This is a genomic window from Aurantimonas sp. A2-1-M11 (assembly GCF_036549475.1).
GTDB lineage: Bacteria > Pseudomonadota > Alphaproteobacteria > Rhizobiales > Rhizobiaceae > Aurantimonas.
Window position 1 is genome coordinate 1 of the sequence record NZ_JAZHLI010000070.1, and the last position, 18891, is coordinate 18891.

At 64.5% G+C, this 18891-nt stretch carries 16 protein-coding genes, 1 tRNA gene and 1 pseudogene; 14 read left to right on the plus strand and 4 right to left on the minus strand.

Going from position 1 to position 18891, the window contains the following annotated elements:
• The 5 genes and pseudogenes from VQ042_RS21170 to VQ042_RS21190 all read left to right on the plus strand — a co-directional run.
• A pseudogene (locus tag VQ042_RS21170) lies at window positions 1-103 on the plus strand (elongation factor Tu); the annotation flags it as partial.
• A gap of 225 nt (window positions 104-328) precedes the next feature.
• On the plus strand, window positions 329-1279 hold the full coding sequence (locus VQ042_RS21175) for a mitochondrial fission ELM1 family protein (RefSeq protein ID WP_331822288.1): 951 nt from the start codon (window positions 329-331) through the stop codon (window positions 1277-1279).
• Window positions 1276-1947 (plus strand): hypothetical protein, encoded by a 672-nt coding sequence (locus VQ042_RS21180; protein ID WP_331822289.1) that lies wholly within the window; start codon window positions 1276-1278, stop codon window positions 1945-1947. The genes VQ042_RS21175 and VQ042_RS21180 overlap by 4 nt, the downstream gene beginning before the upstream one ends.
• Window positions 1948-2085: 138 nt before the next feature.
• Window positions 2086-2778: a glycosyltransferase gene (locus VQ042_RS21185; protein ID WP_331822290.1), complete on the plus strand. Its 693-nt coding sequence runs from the start codon at window positions 2086-2088 to the stop codon at window positions 2776-2778.
• An 18-nt stretch (window positions 2779-2796) separates the two neighbouring features.
• A complete protein-coding gene (locus VQ042_RS21190; protein ID WP_331822291.1) occupies window positions 2797-3660 on the plus strand; it encodes a 3-deoxy-manno-octulosonate cytidylyltransferase in 864 nt (287 codons plus the stop codon).
• 18 nt (window positions 3661-3678) lie between these two features.
• Here the strand turns inward: VQ042_RS21190 and VQ042_RS21195 are convergent, their stop codons facing one another.
• The 3 genes from VQ042_RS21195 to VQ042_RS21205 all read right to left on the minus strand — a co-directional run bounded on the left by VQ042_RS21195 (window position 3679) and on the right by VQ042_RS21205 (window position 5845).
• Window positions 3679-4389 carry a hypothetical protein gene (locus VQ042_RS21195; RefSeq protein WP_331822292.1) on the minus strand — a complete coding sequence of 237 codons (711 nt, stop codon included), beginning with the start codon at window positions 4387-4389 and terminating at the stop codon, window positions 3679-3681.
• Window positions 4390-4462: 73 nt separating this feature from the next.
• The gene (gene kdsB, locus VQ042_RS21200; protein WP_331822293.1) at window positions 4463-5200 is read right to left on the minus strand and encodes a 3-deoxy-manno-octulosonate cytidylyltransferase; all 738 of its coding nucleotides are present in this window, start codon (window positions 5198-5200) and stop codon (window positions 4463-4465) included.
• Between the two features lie 12 nt (window positions 5201-5212).
• Window positions 5213-5845, minus strand: a complete 633-nt coding sequence (locus tag VQ042_RS21205) for an HAD family hydrolase (protein WP_331822294.1) — start codon at window positions 5843-5845, stop codon at window positions 5213-5215.
• Window positions 5846-6094: 249 nt separating this feature from the next.
• Between VQ042_RS21205 and VQ042_RS21210 the strand changes: the two genes are divergently transcribed.
• The 9 genes from VQ042_RS21210 (at window position 6095) to rpoC (ending at window position 18461) form a co-directional block, all read left to right on the plus strand.
• Window positions 6095-6170: transfer RNA gene (locus VQ042_RS21210), tRNA-Trp, on the plus strand.
• Between the two features lie 132 nt (window positions 6171-6302).
• On the plus strand, window positions 6303-6494 hold the full coding sequence (secE, locus tag VQ042_RS21215; RefSeq protein WP_331822295.1) for a preprotein translocase subunit SecE: 192 nt from the start codon (window positions 6303-6305) through the stop codon (window positions 6492-6494).
• 29 nt (window positions 6495-6523) lie between these two features.
• Window positions 6524-7054 (plus strand): transcription termination/antitermination protein NusG, encoded by a 531-nt coding sequence (gene nusG, locus VQ042_RS21220; RefSeq protein ID WP_331822296.1) that lies wholly within the window; start codon window positions 6524-6526, stop codon window positions 7052-7054.
• 146 nt (window positions 7055-7200) lie between these two features.
• The gene (rplK, locus tag VQ042_RS21225) at window positions 7201-7629 is read left to right on the plus strand and encodes a 50S ribosomal protein L11 (protein WP_331822297.1); all 429 of its coding nucleotides are present in this window, start codon (window positions 7201-7203) and stop codon (window positions 7627-7629) included.
• A gap of 4 nt (window positions 7630-7633) precedes the next feature.
• On the plus strand, window positions 7634-8338 hold the full coding sequence (rplA, locus tag VQ042_RS21230; RefSeq protein WP_331822298.1) for a 50S ribosomal protein L1: 705 nt from the start codon (window positions 7634-7636) through the stop codon (window positions 8336-8338).
• A 364-nt stretch (window positions 8339-8702) separates the two neighbouring features.
• The gene (rplJ, locus tag VQ042_RS21235) at window positions 8703-9221 is read left to right on the plus strand and encodes a 50S ribosomal protein L10 (RefSeq protein WP_331822299.1); all 519 of its coding nucleotides are present in this window, start codon (window positions 8703-8705) and stop codon (window positions 9219-9221) included.
• Between the two features lie 51 nt (window positions 9222-9272).
• Complete coding sequence (gene rplL, locus VQ042_RS21240) at window positions 9273-9647, plus strand: 50S ribosomal protein L7/L12 (RefSeq protein ID WP_331822300.1); 375 nt, start codon at window positions 9273-9275, stop codon at window positions 9645-9647.
• Between the two features lie 309 nt (window positions 9648-9956).
• Entirely contained in the window at window positions 9957-14126 is a 4170-nt protein-coding gene (rpoB, locus tag VQ042_RS21245; protein ID WP_331822301.1) for a DNA-directed RNA polymerase subunit beta, read from the plus strand.
• Between the two features lie 138 nt (window positions 14127-14264).
• A complete protein-coding gene (rpoC, locus tag VQ042_RS21250; RefSeq protein ID WP_331822302.1) occupies window positions 14265-18461 on the plus strand; it encodes a DNA-directed RNA polymerase subunit beta' in 4197 nt (1398 codons plus the stop codon).
• A 175-nt stretch (window positions 18462-18636) separates the two neighbouring features.
• Here rpoC and VQ042_RS21255 read toward each other — a convergent pair.
• Window positions 18637-18891 (minus strand): hypothetical protein (locus VQ042_RS21255; protein WP_331822303.1); only part of this gene is annotated, 255 nt, incomplete at its 5' end.

The following is an 18891-nucleotide window of genomic DNA, read 5'->3' on the forward strand; positions in this document are numbered from 1 at the left end:
GACGCTGATCGTGCCGATCGCGATGGAAGAGAAGCTGCGCTTCGCCATCCGTGAAGGCGGCCGCACCGTCGGCGCCGGCATCGTCGCCTCGATCGTCGCGTAACGACGGAACGCCTGATGGCATTCGGTTTCAGACGAGTGGACGGGCCCTTCGCGGGGCCCGTTTGCGTTAAGGGGCAACAATTCGGGTTCTTGGGTCGCGCCGCGTATTGGCCGACGGCAAGACCGTAGCGAGTCCATTTCGCCGCCAATCGTTGCGGTCGCTACTGACTGGCGCGGCCCGCGGCATCTGCGCTAGACACCGGCAGAATTCGGCGGAGTGAAGCGCGTGCGAGTCTGGACGGTCAGCGAGGAAAAGGCGGGCACCCTGACCCAGTGCCTCGGCGTTGCCGGCCATCTCACGACCGAGCCTGTCGTCCATACGATCGGGCGACTGGCAAAATGGCGGCGCGGCCTTCTTTCCCCCTACAGGCGCGTGCGAGAGCCCGAACCGGACGTCGTCATCTCCTGCGGCTGGTTCGCCGAGCGCCACGTCGCGCGGATCAGGGAGCGCTTTGGCGGGCGTCCGCTTGCGGTGCATCTACAGCCGCCGGCCCGGCCATCGGCCGGGGTCTACGACCTCGCTTTCGTCTCCCGGCACGACCGGATGAGCGAACGGCTGGAGGGCACCGAGTATCGCAGCATGGTCGGCGTGCCGCATCGCATCACCCGGCAATGGCTGGACGAGCGGCGGCCCGCTGCCCGCGCGCAATGGCTGCCGGCTGGCGACGAACGCCCGGTGGTCGCGATGCTCCTCGGCGGGTGGAACGGGGCCTATGACTACGACCCCCCGACGATCCAGCGCCTTGTCAACACGGCCCGGCAACTGGCGACGGAGGGCCGCGTGGTACTTGCGACCACCTCGCGGCGCAGCCGCCCGGCGCTCCTGGAGGCATTGCTCCGAATCGACGACCCGCGCGTGCATGTCTGGGACCGGACGGGTGACAACCCGTATCGCGACTATCTCGCCGCCGCGGACGGTTTTCTCATCGGCAAGGACACCGTGACGATGCATTGCGAGGCCTTGACGTCGGGCCGCCCCGTCTACAGCCTCGATCTCGCGCCGATCGAAGGCGAGCGGCTCGAGAAGTTCGAGTGGTTTCATCATGACCTGCAGGAGACGCTAGGGCTGACCCGACCATTCGGGGGGCAACTCGAATCGTATGACTACAGCTTCCCCGACCAGGCCGAAGCGATAGGGACTGCCATCCGGACGTATCACGCGGCGCAGCGTCGATGACGAAGGCCGCGCTGACCCCGAGGCTGTCGCAGCTCCGCGAGACGCACCGCGCCGCGATGGACCGTCTTGGGCTGCTGCAGCGCCCGTGGGTGGTGCTGGGCGGCGCACCGGATCCGACGATGCCGGCCGCCCTGCTCGCGAGCCATGCGCGGGTGGATGTCAACAATGCCGGTCTGGCGGCGAAGCAGCGGGGCTGGGGGCCCGCCGATCTCACGGTGCGCCGCCCGGTGGAGTCGTGGACGGTCTTCCCCGACCTCGAGACGAAGGCGTTGCTCTGGTACAATGCGCGGCCGCGATGGCGGCAGCGCTGGAAGCTGGTGCGCCAGCGCCAGGCAAAGATCGGCGCGCTGGTCTCTCTCGATCCCGACGATCGGGAAGCCATCAACCAGGCGCTGATCGGGCCGGAAATTCTCGCCACCGGCGAACTGGGCAAGCCGTCTACCGGCATTGCGGCCCTTTGCTATGGGCTTTTCCTCGACGTCCCTGAAATCGTCCTTTCCGGTTTTTCCTTTTCACGCGCGGGCCATTCCTACGACACGCTGGCCCGGCCAAGGCTGCAGGTTGCCGAGGATCGCCATGCGCTGGAGCGTTTGCGGAGCGATCGCCGGGTGGCGACGAGCGAGCCGGAACTGGCTGATGATCTCGGCCTCCGGCTCTGGCGGCCATAACAGGATCCGCATCCGCATCTGGATCCTCGCGAACGCACTCGCGTCGGCGCTGGTCGGTGGCGAGCCGGCCGGCCGGAATTGGCTATTCCGTCCTGGCGGTGTATTAGGCCCCGGTTCACCAAACCACGAGGTCGTCACGTGAAGCACCCGCCAGTCCAGGTCTTCGTAGGGTTCGACTCGAAAGAAGTGATTGCCTACCACGTCCTTTGCCAGAGCATCCTCGAGCGGTCGTCGGCGCCGGTCCTGTTTTCTCCGCTGTATCTGCCCAATCTCGAGCAGTTCTTCACCCGCGAGCGCAACGCGCTGCAGTCCACCGAATTCTCCTTCTCGCGATTCCTCGTACCGGCCCTGAGCAATTTCGAGGGTTGGAGCCTGTTCATGGATTGCGACATGCTGATGCGTGCCGACATCGCCGAACTCTGGGCGCTGCGGGACGAGAATTATGCGGTACAGGTCGTCAAGCACGACTACACGCCAAAGGTCGAGACGAAATTCCTCGGCCAGGCGCAGACCAAGTACGAGAAGAAGAACTGGTCGAGCGTCATGCTCTTCAACAATGCCCGATGCCGCGCGCTGACCACCGACTACGTGAACTCGGCCTCCGGGCTCGAGCTGCACCAGTTCAAGTGGCTCCAGGGCGACGAGAAGATCGGCGAGATTCCGGCGGCGTGGAACTGGCTGGTTAACGAGTACGACTTCAACGCCGACGCGCGTAACGTCCACTTCACCGACGGCGGTCCGTATTTCGACGAATACAGGAATGACGACTATGCCGACGAATGGTTCGCCGCTCGCGATCGCACGCTCTTCGTGCAGCAGCGTGACGGCTGACGGGCGGAGCGGGGGCATTTGAACGCGACGGGTTACCAGCCGGCGAGCCTGCCGGACACGCGTGAGGGCTGGGCCGATTATTTCGGCGGTTTCGCGCGGGTCGTGCTCGTGGCTAACAGCGACGCGGTCGAAATCGCATCGCTCGCGTCGCGCCACGGCGAAGGCACGCTCTTCGTCTTCTTCAACAAGGTCTTCAAGGTTCTCGACGCGCCGTTCGAGAGGCCATCGCTGCTGGCCGCGCGCAGCAGCGCGGCCGGGGCCAACATCGTCTATCGGCGGGAAGTTGACGACGTGCTCCGGCTCCTGCGCGGCGAGCACTTCCACGGCATTCTAAACCTCAGCGCCGGCGACCGGGAGGCCTTCAGCCCCGCCAAAGACTTCTGCGGCGCCAGGGTCGGCTATCTCGATCTCACCCCGGTCTTCGTTGGCTTCTATCCGCAGACGCATGTCCCGACGAGCGGCTTTGCGCTCGCCTTCTGGCTGGCGGAAGCGTGCCCGGCCTTGCCGATCGTCCTCGCCGGCTTCACCGCGCGTCGGTCGGAGGCGTGGAAGCTGTTCCACGACCACGAATGGACCTTCGAGCAGATCGTCAACAGGCTGCTGGTGCGCAGCGGACGGCTGACGATGGACGGCGGCAGCGGCGGCAGCCGATGGGACCGCATCGCGGGGCGCGTTCCAGGCATTACCGCGACGGATGTGGCATTGGTCTCGGCCGAGGTGCTGTCCGAACGGCTGGAAGGCACCAACATCGTAGTCGACCGGCTGCTGTCCCTGACCAGGCTGCAGGGCCGTTTCAGCGGCTTCTTGCGCTCGCTGAAACCCAAGACGCGCAAGCAGAAGCTGGCGGAGAAATCGGCCGCCGGGCCGCCCGGCAAGTCCTGAGCCGAACGCGCCGTTCGCTCAGCCGGCGGCGACGCTCCCCAGCAGGGGCATGCCGGTTGCCCGGCTGAGGCCGGGTTCGGTCGTCGTGACCTGCGGATAGCGCTCGGCGACGACCGCGAGCGCTGCGCGATCCTCCGCGAGATGGCGCCTCGTGCGCACTGAGCGGTCATAGGCGTAACCGTCGCTGTCGAGCGAGATGCCGGCGACGATGATCTGCGGAATGCCGACGGCGATCGCGTAGGCGATCAGCGCAACGCCGTTGGACGGCCGGATCTCGTCGCCGCCGCCGAAAAGCGTGCCCAGCGTGCCGATGATGAAGGCATCGCGTTCGCGGTCGGTGAGGGCGCATTCCTTGGCCTTGAGAAAGGGCAGGTCACGGCGAAGCCGGGTCAGAAGGCTATGGCGCTTGCAAAGCCGCAGGATGGAATCGAGTGAGAGCCCCGCGATCTCCTCGGGTTTTGTCTTGGTCAGGAGAAAGGTCAGGTCGCCCGGCGGTAGGCCATTCTGGCGCGCCGCACGGCCGGCGTATTTGACGTGGATATGCGCGGTCCGTGGCGGGAAGAGATCCGGGACATGCGGATCCGGCGCCGAACCGAGGATGAACCACGGCCCGCCCGTAAGACCTCTGGCGCCCAGCCACGCCGCATGCCGGGCCGACAGTTTAGCGAAATCACGGGCGATGACCTGCTCTTCGGCAGCGTCGAACGGCCGCCGCGCGGTTTCGGTCATGGAACGAACTCCTGCTTACGCGCCGGCGTCCTGATCCCGCGGGTTTCTGGCGCGGGGCGGGAGCGGGCGACCCTCAATGGCCAGCCATCATCGCGCGGACACGGTCGAGATCTGCCGGCGTGTCGACGGGAATGCCCTCGTCGTTCGGTACCTGCACCATCATCACGCCGTACCCGTGTTCCACGAAGCGCAACATCTCGACGCCTTCGGCCTGTTCCAGTGGACCAGGCCGCAGCGACGCGAAACGCTCCAGTCCCTCCCGCCGAAACGCATAGAGGCCGAGCTGGCGCAGATGGCGGACCGCGCCGCCCTTCGGATAGGGTATAGGCAGGCGTGAATAGGCCATCGCCAGCCCTGCTATGGTGGTAACCACCTTCACCACATTGGTGTCGATCGCGTCGGAGGGCGAGGCGATCTCGTTGTAGCCGTTGGACGCCTGCACATTGGCATCGTTGCAGGAGGCAATCCCGCGGGCAACCCGCGCGATCGCCTCCGGGTCGATCATCGGCTCGTCGCCCTGGACGTTGACGATGATGTCGGCGTCCAGGCGCGCCGCGCACTCGGCCACACGGTCGGTGCCCGAGGCGTGGTTAGAGCGAGTCATTAGCACCGGCAGATCCAGCACCTCACAGACCTTGCGGATGCGGTCGTCGTCGGTGGCGATGGTTGCGGCGTCGATACCTTCCGCCTCGATCGTGCGCTGATAGACGTGCCACAACATGGGCTTGCCGTTGATGTCGGCGATCGGCTTGCCCGGGAAGCGCGAGGCGCCGAAGCGGCAGGGAATGACGGCGACGATGCGCTTTGCCATGGGCGATAATCCTCAGCTCAGGAGAAACGACGTGAGATCGTCCGGCGAGGCAGCGGCGAAACGGCAGTCCGCGGGCCTGGCACCATAGCCCCAATCGACATGGGCGTAGTCGACATGCGCCCGGCGCGCCGCTTCGGCGTCCGAATCCATGTCGCCCACGAAGATGGCATTCGCCGGATCAACGTTGCAGCGGGCCATGGCAAACAGGAGGTGGTCCGGCGCCGGCTTGCCGCGCAGGCCGTCGCGCGGGGTCATGACGATGGCGAAGGTCACCGCCAGGCGATCAAGGACGAGTTCCGTGCGTGCCGAATCCTTCGATGTGACGATGCCGAGCCGGCGGCCGCTTTCGGCGAGTGTCGAAAGCATCGACGCGACGCCGTCGAAGAGCGGGGTCTCGTGCAGCGACTGGCTGGAGGCGCGCCGGAATACGCGTTCGACGGCGTTTGCCGCACCGGCAAGGCCGAGACGCGCCATGATGTCAGGGAAGGGGCGGCCGATCTCGGCAAAATACGCCCCGAAGGAAACCTCAACGCCGAGTTCACCGCGTACGCTGGCCCAGGCGATTTCCATGTTGCGGCGCGAATCAAGGATCACGCCGTCGAGATCGAACAGGATGAGGGATTTCTGCGGTGCAGCCGCTGTCATGAGTCCGGGCCCGATCCGGTGGTCGTGCTTCGGCCGGTTACGCCTCGGCGGTCGGTCGCGGATGTATCGTCAGGTCTCATATGTGTCCAATGGAAAACACCGGGCAGCCGTAACGCGGCAGTACCGGGGTCGGCGCTGGCGGCCTGGTCCTGCAAGCGTCCGCTGCGCCTATCGGCGTCGGTCCGGCGACGCCACACGGAAAAATGGTGTTGCAGTTCGCGCCGCGAGACGATATCTCGGCGCCACCGTAGGGGTATAGCTCAGTTGGTAGAGCGGCGGTCTCCAAAACCGCAGGTCGTAGGTTCGAGCCCTACTGCCCCTGCCAGTTGCGCGAACCAGAGTTTTCCCCCGCCGGCCCTTGTGAATCACTCCGAGGGCGGTTAAGTGGGTCATTCTTAATGACATATGGCGCGTGGGGCAGTCGCAAGCCTCCATGCGCCTTAGCCGTGAGCGGTTTATGGCCAAGACCAATCCCTTCAGCTTTCTTCAGCAGGTCCGCTCCGAGACCGCGAAGGTGACGTGGCCGACCCGTCGCGAGACCGTCATTTCGACGATCATGGTTTTCGTGATGGTGGCGTTCGCCGCGACCTTCTTCTTTATCGCGGATCAGGTGCTCGGCTACGTCGTCGGCCTGATCATGAGCGTCTGACCGGCGCTGCAGGAGTTATCACTAGTTTCATGACCGCCCGTTGGTACATCGTCCACGCCTATTCGAATTTCGAAAAGAAGGTGGCTGAATCGATCGAGGAGCAGGCCCGCCAGAAGGGGCTGTCCGACAAATTCGAGAAGATTCTCGTGCCGACCGAGAAGGTCGTCGAGGTGCGTCGCGGACGCAAGGTCGATGCCGAGCGCAAGTTCTTTCCCGGCTACGTGCTGGTGAAGGCCGAGCTCACCGACCAGGTGTTCTCGATGATCAAGAACACGCCCAAGGTCACCGGGTTCCTGGGCGCGGAAAATCGCCCGACCCCGATCACCGACAAGGAAGCCGAGCAGATCCTGGCCCAGGTCCAGGACGGCGTCGAGCGGCCGAAGCCGACAGTCTCCTTCGACATCGGCGAGCAGGTCCGGGTCTCCGACGGTCCGTTCGCCTCGTTCAACGGCATCGTCCAGGAAGTCGACCAGGAGCGGGCGCGTCTCAAGGTGGAAGTTTCGATCTTCGGGCGTGCGACGCCGGTGGATCTCGAATTCGGTCAGGTCGAGAAGGCCTGATCCGAACCGGGCCTCGAGCCCATCCTCGTGCGGGAGGCGCCCGGGCTCTAGCCGGCCCCGGCTCCGGACCGCGCGGACTGCAGACTGCCGGATGTCCGGCTGGCCTCGTGCCGGCCGCCCGGCGTGAACAATGAAGGCAGGAACAAATGGCTAAGAAAGTACAGGGCCAGCTGAAGCTTCAGGTCCCGGCCGGTTCGGCGACGCCGTCGCCGCCCATCGGTCCGGCGCTGGGTCAGCGCGGCATCAACATCATGGAGTTCTGCAAGTCGTTCAACGCGCAGACCCAGGAGCAGGAGAAGGGCCAGCCGATTCCGGTGGTCATCACCTACTACCAGGACAAGTCCTTCACCTTCGCGATGAAGACCCCGCCGGTGAGCTACTTCCTCAAGAAGGCCGCCAACCTCAAGAGCGGCTCCAAGGAGCCGGGTCGCAGCATCGCCGGTTCGGTCACGCGCGAGCAGGTGCGCGAGATCGCCGAGAAGAAGTTCAAGGATCTGAACGCGAACGACATTGATGCGGCGGTTCTCATGGTCGAGGGCTCTGCCCGCTCCATGGGCCTCGAAGTGGTGGGCTGAGACGATGGCAAAGATTGGCAAGCGAATCCGTAGCGCCCGCGAGGGCATCGAACGCACCAAGCTGTATGGCCTCGACGAAGCCGTGCAGATGCTGAAGGACCGGTCCAAGGCGAAGTTCGACGAGACCATCGAAGTTGCGATGAATCTCGGCGTCGACCCGCGCCATGCCGACCAGATGGTCCGTGGCGTGGTCAACCTGCCGAACGGCACGGGCCGCACGGTCCGCGTGGCCGTCTTCGCTCGAGGCGACAAGGCCGAGGAAGCCAAGGCAGCCGGTGCCGACATCGTCGGGGCGGAAGACCTCGTCGAGCAGGTCCAGAGCGGCACCATCGATTTCGATCGTGCGATCGCCACGCCGGACATGATGGCCCTCGTCGGCCGCCTCGGCAAGGTGCTCGGCCCGCGCGGCCTGATGCCGAACCCGCGTGTCGGCACGGTGACGCCGGACGTCGCCGCTGCCGTCAAGGCTTCGAAGGGCGGCGCCGTCGAGTTCCGCGTCGAGAAGGCCGGCATCGTGCATGCCGGCGTCGGCAAGGTCAGCTTCGATTCGAAGGCGCTCGTGGAAAACATCCGCGCCTTTGCCGATGCGGTCCAGAAGGCCAAGCCGTCGGGCGCCAAGGGCAACTACGTCCAGCGCATCGCGGTGACGTCGACCATGGGCCCCGGCGTCAAGGTCGATCCGTCGAGCCTCGGCGCGTCCCAGGCCTGACACTTACAAATCGGAAGCGACGCACCTATATGCGTCGCTTCCCCATCAAGGTTCCGGGCTCGTCCCGGTACGTGGAGGCTTTGAAAAGCCTCCTGAATGCCTGTCCGAGATTGTGGGCGACCGGTGCTTCGGCCCGGTCATAATCGTCAGATAGCCCTCATGAGACGGGGAAGTTCCGAATTTTCCGGGTCAGCCCGGATTGATCGGTTCGAACCTCTGAATGCCTTGCGTCGCCCATGGGTTCCACGGAATCCGCCAGGGGTCGGCCGGGGGGACAGGATCTCCGAGCGTCGCCCGGATGGTCCGGGCGGCAAAAGGCAACCGGCCTCGTTTTGTAAGAAGCGGGGCTAATTGGAGAGAGGCAGTGGACAGAGCGGAAAAACGCGAATTTGTCACGTCGCTTCACGAGACCTTCAAGGCCTCGGGAACGGTCGTCGTGGCCCACTATGCCGGTCTCACGGTCGCGCAGATGAACAACTATCGTTCTCAGATGCGCGTCGCGGGAGGCACCGTCAGAATCGCGAAGAACCGCCTCGCCAAGATCGCTCTTGAAGGCACGGACGCCGCAGGCATCTCGGACTTGTTCGAGGGCCAGACGCTAATCGCTTATTCGAGCGATCCGGTGGCGGCGGCCAAGGTGACCAACGATTTCGCCAAGGGGAACGACAAGCTCGTCATCCTCGGCGGTTCGATGGGCGCCACGACACTCGATGCAGACGGTGTGAAGGCCTTGGCCACCATGCCGTCGCTGGACGAACTCAGAGCCAAGCTTGTCGGCATGATCAGTACGCCGGCTACTCGGATCGCTGGAGTTCTCCAGGCGCCCGCGGGGCAACTCGCGCGCGTTTTCGGTGCCTATGCCAAGAAAGACGAAGCGGCGTGAGGATGGTTCCTCGCTGCACACCTCAAAGTTCGAACCTGAAGGAATACAAACATGGCTGATCTCGCCAAGATCGTTGAAGACCTGTCGGCCCTGACCGTCCTCGAGGCGGCTGAGCTTTCGAAGATGCTCGAAGAGAAGTGGGGCGTTTCCGCCGCTGCTCCGGTCGCCGTTGCGGCTGCCGGTGGCGGTGCTCCGGCCGAAGCTGCTGAAGAGCAGACCGAGTTCAACGTGATCCTCACCGCCGCCGGCGCGCAGAAGATCAACGTGATCAAGGAAGTGCGCGCGATCACCGGCCTGGGCCTCAAGGAAGCCAAGGACCTGGTCGACAACGCACCGAAGCCGGTCAAGGAAGGCGTCGACAAGGCCGAGTCCGAGAAGATCAAGGACCAGCTCGAGAAGGCTGGCGCCACGGTCGAAGTCAAGTAATCGCGGTTCGCCGCGCTTGCGCACGGAATCCGGAGGGCGGGGCGGCATTTTGCCGTTCCGCCTTCCGTGCTCGCGATACGGTTCGTGCCGATGACGGGGTCGCATCCCGTCGGCAAGGCACCGGTCGCGTAGCGGACAGGTGACGAGGTGCGCGTGTTCCGACGGCTCCCGAGCCGTTCGAAGACGCGGGCTCGACGCCCGACAGATCGGTCACTCGCTGCCGCCGCAGGGCGCAGCGAAGCCTCTCGGCGGAGAGGCAGAGGAATTTAAGCCCTTTGGTCGAGGGCGATATCACGAGAAGGAGCGACGATGTCTCAGACGACGACGTTTAGCGGTCGCAGGCGCGTGCGCAAGTTCTTCGGGTCGATCCCCGAAGTGGCCGAAATGCCGAATCTGATCGAGGTCCAGAAAGCCTCCTACGATCAGTTCCTGATGGTGGACGAGCCGGTCGACGGACGTCTGGACGAGGGCCTGCAGGCCGTCTTCAAGTCGGTCTTCCCGATTTCCGACTTCTCGGGCCAGGCAATGCTGGAATTCGTGAAATACGAGTTCGAGCAGCCGAAGTTCGACGTCGAGGAGTGCCGTCAGCGCGATCTGACCTACGCTGCGCCGCTGAAGGTGACGCTGCGCCTGATCGTGTTCGATGTCGACGAGGACACCGGCGCCAAGTCCATCAAGGACATCAAGGAGCAGGACGTCTACATGGGCGACATGCCGCTCATGACCATGAACGGCACCTTCATCGTCAACGGCACCGAGCGCGTGATCGTCTCGCAGATGCACCGTTCGCCGGGCGTCTTCTTCGACCACGACAAGGGCAAGAGCCATTCGTCGGGCAAGCTGCTCTTCGCCGCCCGCGTCATTCCCTATCGCGGCTCCTGGCTCGACATCGAGTTCGACGCCAAGGACGTCGTCCATGCGCGCATCGACCGGCGCCGCAAGATTCCCGTGACGAGCCTGCTGATGGCGCTCGGCATGGATGGCGAGCAGATCCTCTCGACCTTCTACGACACCGTGAAGTTCGAGAAGGACAAGAATGGCTGGCGCGTGCCGTTCTCCGTCGAGCGGGTCCGCGGCCAGGGTGCCGTGGTCGACCTGATCGACGCCGACAGCGGCGAAGTGCTGGTCGAGGCCGGCAAGAAGGTCACCGCGCGCCAGGCCCGCCAGATGCAGGAGAAGGGCGTCAAGGCGCTCCGCGCGACCGAGGAGGACCTGGTCGGCGCCTACATCGCCGAGGACATCGTCAATCCCGAGACCGGTGAGATCTATCTCGAAGCCGGCCAGGAACTGGAGATGACCGTCGACGCCAAGTCCGGCGAGCGCAAGGGTTCGCTGATCGATTTGATCAATGCGGGCTACGACGAGTTCACGGTTCTCGACATCGACCACGTCAATATCGGTGGCTACATCCGCAACACGCTGGCGGTGGACAAGAACGAGGGCCGTCAGGACGCGCTGTTCGACATCTATCGGGTCATGCGCCCGGGCGAGCCGCCGACGATGGAAACTGCCGAGGCGATGTTCCAGTCGCTGTTCTTTGATTCCGAGCGCTACGACCTGTCTGCCGTCGGTCGCGTCAAGATGAACATGCGTCTGGACGTCGACGCCGAGGACACCGTGCGCGTGCTGCGCAAGGAGGACATCCTCGCCGTCGTCAGGACGCTGGTCGATCTGCGCGACGGCAACGGCGAGATCGATGACATCGACAATCTCGGCAACCGCCGTGTGCGTTCCGTCGGCGAACTGATGGAAAATCAGTACCGCGTCGGTCTGCTTCGCATGGAGCGGGCGATCAAGGAGCGCATGTCGTCGGTCGAGATCGACACGGTGATGCCGCAGGACCTGATCAACGCCAAGCCGGCGGCAGCAGCCGTGCGCGAGTTCTTCGGCTCGTCGCAGCTGTCGCAGTTCATGGACCAGACCAACCCGCTGTCGGAGATCACCCACAAGCGTCGTCTCTCGGCGCTTGGACCCGGTGGCCTGACCCGCGAGCGCGCCGGTTTCGAGGTGCGCGACGTCCATCCGACCCATTACGGGCGCATCTGCCCGATCGAGACGCCGGAAGGCCCGAACATCGGCCTGATCAACTCGCTGGCGACGTTCGCCCGCGTCAACAAGTACGGCTTCATCGAGAGCCCGTACCGCAAGGTCGTCGACGGCATCGTCACCCACGACGTCGTCTATCTGTCGGCGATGGAGGAATCCAAGCACCACGTCGCCCAGGCGAACGCGATCCTGACCGACGACAGCCGGTTCCAGAACGAGTTCGTCGTCTGCCGCCACCAGGGCGACGTCTTCATGACGCCGCGCGACAATGTCGACCTGATGGACGTGTCGCCGAAGCAGCTCGTGTCGGTCGCGGCCGCGCTCATTCCGTTCCTCGAGAACGATGACGCCAACCGCGCACTGATGGGCTCGAACATGCAGCGTCAGGCCGTGCCGCTGGTGCGCGCCGAAGCGCCGTTCGTGGGTACCGGCATGGAGCCGATCGTTGCCCGTGACTCCGGCGCGGCCATCGGCGCACGCCGGACCGGCACCGTCGACCAGGTCGATGCGACGCGTATCGTCATCCGGGCGACCGAGGATCTCGAGGCCGGCAAGTCCGGCGTCGACATCTATCGCCTGATGAAGTTCCAGCGTTCCAACCAGAACACCTGCATCAACCAGCGTCCGCTGGTCGCGGTGGGTGACCGGGTGGAGAAGGGCGACATCATCGCCGACGGTCCGTCGACGGATCTGGGCGATCTCGCCCTCGGCCGGAACGTGCTCGTCGCGTTCATGCCGTGGAACGGCTACAATTACGAGGATTCCATCCTCCTGTCCGAGCGCATCGTCGCCGACGACGTCTTCACCTCGATCCATATCGAGGAGTTCGAGGTCATGGCGCGTGACACCAAGCTCGGACCCGAGGAGATCACGCGCGACATTCCGAACGTGTCGGAAGAAGCGCTGAAGAACCTCGACGAGGCGGGCATCGTCTATATCGGTGCCGAGGTGCAGCCGGGCGACATTCTGGTCGGCAAGATCACGCCGAAGGGCGAAAGCCCGATGACGCCGGAAGAGAAGCTTCTGCGCGCCATCTTCGGCGAGAAGGCGTCGGACGTCCGCGACACCTCCAACCGCATGCCTCCCGGCGCCTATGGCACCGTGGTGGAAGTGCGCGTGTTCAACCGTCACGGCGTCGAGAAGGACGAGCGCGCCATGGCGATCGAGCGCGAGGAGATCGAGCGTCTCGCCAAGGACCGCGACGACGAGCAGGCGATCCTGGATCGCAACGTCTACGGTCGCCTGATCGAGATGCTCGACGGCAAGGCTGCAGTTGCCGCGCCGAAGGGCTTCAAGAAGGGCTCCGAGATCACCGCCGAGGCGATGGGCGAATACCCGCGCTCGCAGTGGTGGATGTTCGCGGTCGAGGACGAGAAGACCCAGGCCGCCCTCGAGGATCTGCGCAACGTCTACGACCAGGCCAAGAAGACGCTCGAGCAGCGGTTCATGGACAAGGTCGAGAAGGTCCAGCGCGGCGACGAGCTGCCCCCGGGCGTCATGAAGCAGGTCAAGGTCTTCGTCGCCGTCAAGCGCAAGATCCAGCCGGGCGACAAGATGGCTGGCCGTCACGGCAACAAGGGCGTGGTCTCGCGGATCCTGCCGGTGGAAGACATGCCGTTCAACGAGGACGGTACCCATGTCGACATCGTGCTGAACCCACTGGGCGTGCCGTCGCGCATGAATGTCGGGCAGATCCTGGAGACCCATCTGGGCTGGGCCTGCGCGGGCATGGGCCGGAAGATCGGCGACATGCTGGAGGCCTATCAGACCTCCCGGGATGTCTCGCCGCTGCGCGACGAGATCGCGGGCCTCCTGGGCGACAACGATCGCAACGAGAAGGTGAAGACCTACGACGACGAAAGCGTACTGACGCTCGCCAGGCAGATGAAGCGCGGCGTGTCAATTGCCACGCCGGTCTTCGACGGCGCGGTCGAGCAGGACATCGTCGAGATGCTGGAGAAGGCTGGGCTGAACGGCTCGGGGCAGGTGACGCTCTATGACGGGCGGACCGGCGAAGCCTTCGATCGGCAGGTAACGGTGGGCTACATCTACATGCTGAAGCTGCACCATCTGGTGGACGACAAGATCCACGCCCGTTCGATCGGACCGTACTCGCTCGTGACCCAGCAGCCGCTGGGCGGCAAGGCACAGTTCGGTGGCCAGCGCTTCGGCGAGATGGAGGTCTGGGCACTCGAGGCATACGGTGCGGCCTACACGCTGCAGGAGATGCTGACGGTGAAGTCGGACGACGTCGCGGGCCGTACAAAGGTCTACGAGTCGATCGTGCGCGGCGACGACGCATTCGAGTCCGGTATCCCGGAGAGCTTCAACGTCCTGGTCAAGGAAATGCGCTCGCTCGGCCTCGATGTCGATCTGGCGAATTCCGCGGCCGAGCTGCCGGCTCCGGCCGACCTGCCGGACGCTGCCGAATAGGCCATGCATGACAGGGCCGCGGTCATCCGCGGTCCGGGCCGGCGCCCGAAGGCGCCGGTCCTTGACGATTGAAGAATTTCAGCGGCCGCCGGTAACCCCTGCCGCGGCCCGGGGCGGTGCCCCAGAAGGAGAAAAGCCATGAACCAAGAGGTCATGAACATCTTCAATCCGCAGGTGGCTGCGCAGACGTTCGATTCGATCCGGATCTCGCTTGCCTCGCCTGAGAAGATCCTCTCCTGGTCGTTCGGCGAGATCAAGAAGCCCGAGACGATCAACTACCGGACGTTCAAGCCCGAGCGCGACGGCCTGTTCTGCGCGCGCATCTTCGGTCCGATCAAGGACTACGAGTGCCTGTGCGGCAAGTACAAGCGCATGAAGTACAAGGGCATCATCTGCGAGAAGTGCGGCGTCGAGGTCACCCTCTCGCGCGTGCGGCGCGAGCGCATGGGCCATATCGAGCTCGCCGCGCCGGTCGCCCACATCTGGTTCCTGAAGTCCCTGCCGAGCCGCATCGGCACGCTGCTCGACATGACCCTGAAGGACATCGAGCGGGTTCTCTATTTCGAGAACTACATTGTGACCGAGCCTGGCCTGACCTCGCTGAAGGAGCACCAGCTCCTGTCCGAGGAAGAGTACATGATCGCCACCGACGAGTTCGGTGAGGATTCGTTCACGGCGCTCATCGGCGCCGAGGCGATTCAGGATCTGCTCGCCTCGATGGACCTGGAGACGATCGCCGGCGACCTGCGTTCGGAGCTCGCGGAGACCACCTCCGAGCTCAAGACGAAGAAGCTGATGAAGCGGCTGAAGATCGTCGAGAACTTCCTGGAATCCGGCAACAAGCCGGAATGGATGATCATGAGCGTCGTTCCGGTGATCCCGCCGGACCTGCGCCCGCTCGTCCCGCTGGACGGCGGCCGCTTCGCGACCTCCGACCTGAACGACCTGTACCGCCGCGTCATTAACCGCAACAACCGCCTGAAGCGGCTGATCGAGCTGCGTGCGCCCGGCATCATCATCCGCAACGAGAAGCGGATGCTGCAGGAATCGGTCGATGCGCTGTTCGACAACGGCCGTCGCGGCCGCGTCATCACGGGTGCCAACAAGCGTCCGCTGAAGTCGCTGTCCGACATGCTCAAGGGCAAGCAGGGCCGGTTCCGCCAGAACCTGCTCGGCAAGCGCGTCGACTATTCGGGTCGTTCGGTCATCGTGACCGGTCCCGAGCTGAAGCTGCACCAGTGCGGCCTGCCGAAGAAGATGGCGCTCGAGCTGTTCAAGCCGTTCATCTATGCGCGCCTCGACGCCAAGGGCTTCTCCTCGACGGTCAAGCAGGCCAAGAAGCTGGTCGAGAAGGAGCGCCCGGAAGTCTGGGACATCCTCGACGAGGTCATCCGCGAGCATCCGGTTCTGCTGAACCGCGCGCCGACGCTGCATCGTCTCGGCATCCAGGCTTTCGAGCCGGTGCTGATCGAGGGCAAGGCCATCCAGCTGCACCCGCTCGTCTGCACGGCGTTCAACGCCGACTTCGACGGTGACCAGATGGCGGTCCACGTGCCGCTGTCCATCGAGGCGCAGCTGGAAGCGCGCGTCCTGATGATGTCGACCAACAACATCCTGCACCCGGCGAACGGCCAGCCGATCATCGTGCCGTCGCAGGACATGGTGCTGGGCCTCTACTACCTCTCGATCATGAACGAGAACGAGCCCGGCGAAGGCATGGCGTTCTCGGACATCGGCGAGATGGAGCAGGCGCTGTTCACCGGTGCGGTGACGCTGCACTCCAAGATCAAGGGCCGCTTCAAGACGGTCGACGCCGAGGGCAACCCGGTCTCGCAGATCTACGAGACGACCCCCGGCCGCATGCTCATCGGCGAGATCCTGCCGAAGAACGCCAAGGTTCCCTTCGACATCTGCAACGAGCTGATGACGAAGAAGAACATCTCGCGGATGATCGACCAGGTGTATCGCCACTGCGGTCAGAAGGAGACGGTGATCTTCTGCGACCGGATCATGCAGCTCGGCTTCCGCCATGCCTGTACCGCGGGCATCTCGTTCGGCAAGGACGACATGCTGATCCCCGAGACCAAGCCGCAGATGATCGGCGAGACCCAGGCGCTCGCGAAGGAATACGAGCAGCAGTACAATGACGGCCTGATCACCCAGGGCGAGAAATACAACAAGGTCGTCGACGCCTGGGCCAAGTGCACGGACAAGATTGCCGACGAGATGATGGCCCGCATCAAGGCCATCGAGTTCGACGACAACGGCCGTCAGAAGCCGATGAACTCGATCTACATGATGTCGCATTCGGGCGCGCGTGGTTCGCCGACCCAGATGCGCCAGCTCGCGGCGATGCGCGGCCTGATGACCAAGCCTTCGGGCGAGATCATCGAGACGCCGATCATCTCGAACTTCAAGGAAGGCCTGACCGTGCTCGAGTACTTCAACTCGACCCACGGCGCCCGCAAGGGTCTGGCCGACACCGCCTTGAAGACCGCGAACTCGGGCTACCTGACCCGGCGTCTCGTCGACGTCGCGCAGGATTGCATCATCACGCAGGTCGACTGCGGGACCGACAAGGGTCTGACGATGCAGCCGATCGTCGATGCCGGCCAGGTGGTCGCATCGCTGGGCCAGCGCGTGCTGGGCCGGACCGCGCTCGAGGACATCGTGCATCCGCTCACCGGCGAGGTCATCGTCAAGGGTGGCGTCACCATCGAGGAGCCGGATGTCGAGGTCATCGAGAAGGCCGGCATCCAGTCGATCAACATCCGCTCGGCGCTGACCTGCGAGATCCGCACCGGCATTTGCGGTACCTGCTACGGCCGCGATCTGGCCCGTGGAACGCCCGTCAACATGGGCGAGGCTGTCGGCGTCATCGCGGCGCAGTCGATCGGCGAGCCGGGCACCCAGCTCACCATGCGGACGTTCCACATGGGCGGCACGGCACAGGTGGTCGACTCGTCGTTCCTCGAGGCTTCCTACGAGGGCACGGTGCAGATCCGCAACCGCAACGTGGTGCGCAACTCGGACGGCCAGCTGGTCGCCATGGGCCGCAACATGGCCATCCTGATCCTCGATCAGGCCGGCAAGGAGCGCGCCTCGCATCGCGTCACCTACGGTAGCCGCGTCTATGTCGACGATGGCGATACCGTGCGGCGCGGCCAGCGTGTCGCCGAGTGGGACCCGTATACCCGCCCGGTTCTGACCGAGCTCGACGGTACGGTCGATTTCGAGGACCTGGTCGACGGCATCTCGGTGTCGGAGCAGGCCGACGAGGCGACCGGCATCACCAAGCGTGCGGTCATCGACTGGCGGGCTAGCCCGCGCGGTCAGGACCTCAAGCCGGCGATGGTCATCAAGGGCGACGACGGCGAGGTTCTCAAGCTGCCGCGCGGTTCTGATGCCCGCTACTACCAGTCGGTCGACGCCATCCTGTCGGTCGAGCCGGGCACGCGGGTGTCGGCCGGTGACGTCCTGTCGCGTATTCCGATGGAAAGCGCCAAGACCAAGGACATCACCGGTGGTCTGCCGCGCGTCGCCGAGCTGTTCGAGGCCCGCAAGCCGAAGGACAACGCGGTCATCGCCGAGATCGACGGAACGGTGAAGTTCGGGCGCGACTACAAGAACAAGCGCCGGATCATCATCGAGCCGCACGAGGAGGGCGAAGAGCCCGTCGAGTACCTGATCCCGAAGGGCAAGCCGTTCCATCTCCAGGAAGGCGACGTCATCGAGAAGGGCGACTACATCCTCGACGGCAATCCGGCACCGCACGACATCCTGGCGATCCGGGGCGTCGAGGCGCTGGCATCCTATCTCGTCAACGAGATCCAGGAGGTCTACCGGCTGCAGGGCGTGCTGATCAACGACAAGCACATCGAGGTGATTGTCCGGCAGATGCTGCAGAAGGTCGAGATCGTCGAGTCGGGCGATTCCGGCTACATCCCGGGCGACCATGTCGACCGGATCGAGCTGGCGGAGCTGAACGAGCGGTTGACCGAAGAGGGCAAGCGCCCGGCATCGGGCAACCCGGTCCTGCTCGGCATCACCAAGGCCTCGCTGCAGACGCCGTCCTTCATCTCGGCCGCCTCCTTCCAGGAGACGACTCGGGTCCTCACCGAGGCCGCGGTCGCCGGCAAGACGGACACGCTGCAGGGTCTGAAGGAGAATGTCATCGTCGGCCGACTCATTCCGGCAGGCACCGGTGGCACCATGACCCAGGTTCGTCGCATCGCCACGGCGCGCGACGACCTGATCCTCGACGATCGCCGCAAGGCGGCCAATGTCGCCGAGACCGACCGGATGCTGACCTCGGTCAGCGATCCGGCAGAGTAGGCCCCAGCGGCCTTCCAGACGCCTTCAAGGGCCGCCTTCGGGCGGCCCTTCGTCGTTTGGGCCTCGCTATTTCGTCCGGCCCGAGCGGCGGCCGAGAAATCGGCCATACTTTCCTGCAGCTTCCGGGAGCTCCCGGCAGGGGAATCGCATTTGGAAATTTTTGTAGTCTGATTGTTCACTTGCGTTTGCGGTTGCGATGGATTCTTCGCTTGGCCGGCGGATTTTGCCCTGGAGCTCCCGGGCAGGGCTCCGAACTCATGTGACAGTAGGTGACGGATTGCGCGTCGGCTGATTCCATTGGGGCGGTTTGATTCGATGAGCCGCCGCCAGGAACCTTTCTGCCGACGAATGGAGTTCGAAATCGCGCCTTCGGGTTCTCCTGGAATATTTCGCCGAGATTGAGGATCCGCGGGATGTCCGGCGGGTCTAC

Coding starts and splice junctions, on each gene's coding strand:
- VQ042_RS21180 (WP_331822289.1), top strand. CDS start 1,276: ATGACGAAGGCCGCGCTGACCCCGAGGCTGTCGCAGCTCCGCGAGACG.
- VQ042_RS21195 (WP_331822292.1), bottom strand. CDS start 4,389: ATGACCGAAACCGCGCGGCGGCCGTTCGACGCTGCCGAAGAGCAGGTC.
- kdsB (WP_331822293.1), bottom strand. CDS start 5,200: ATGGCAAAGCGCATCGTCGCCGTCATTCCCTGCCGCTTCGGCGCCTCG.
- VQ042_RS21205 (WP_331822294.1), bottom strand. CDS start 5,845: ATGACAGCGGCTGCACCGCAGAAATCCCTCATCCTGTTCGATCTCGAC.
- secE (WP_331822295.1), top strand. CDS start 6,303: ATGGCCAAGACCAATCCCTTCAGCTTTCTTCAGCAGGTCCGCTCCGAG.
- nusG (WP_331822296.1), top strand. CDS start 6,524: ATGACCGCCCGTTGGTACATCGTCCACGCCTATTCGAATTTCGAAAAG.
- rplK (WP_331822297.1), top strand. CDS start 7,201: ATGGCTAAGAAAGTACAGGGCCAGCTGAAGCTTCAGGTCCCGGCCGGT.
- rplA (WP_331822298.1), top strand. CDS start 7,634: ATGGCAAAGATTGGCAAGCGAATCCGTAGCGCCCGCGAGGGCATCGAA.
- rplL (WP_331822300.1), top strand. CDS start 9,273: ATGGCTGATCTCGCCAAGATCGTTGAAGACCTGTCGGCCCTGACCGTC.
- rpoB (WP_331822301.1), top strand. CDS start 9,957: ATGTCTCAGACGACGACGTTTAGCGGTCGCAGGCGCGTGCGCAAGTTC.
- rpoC (WP_331822302.1), top strand. CDS start 14,265: ATGAACCAAGAGGTCATGAACATCTTCAATCCGCAGGTGGCTGCGCAG.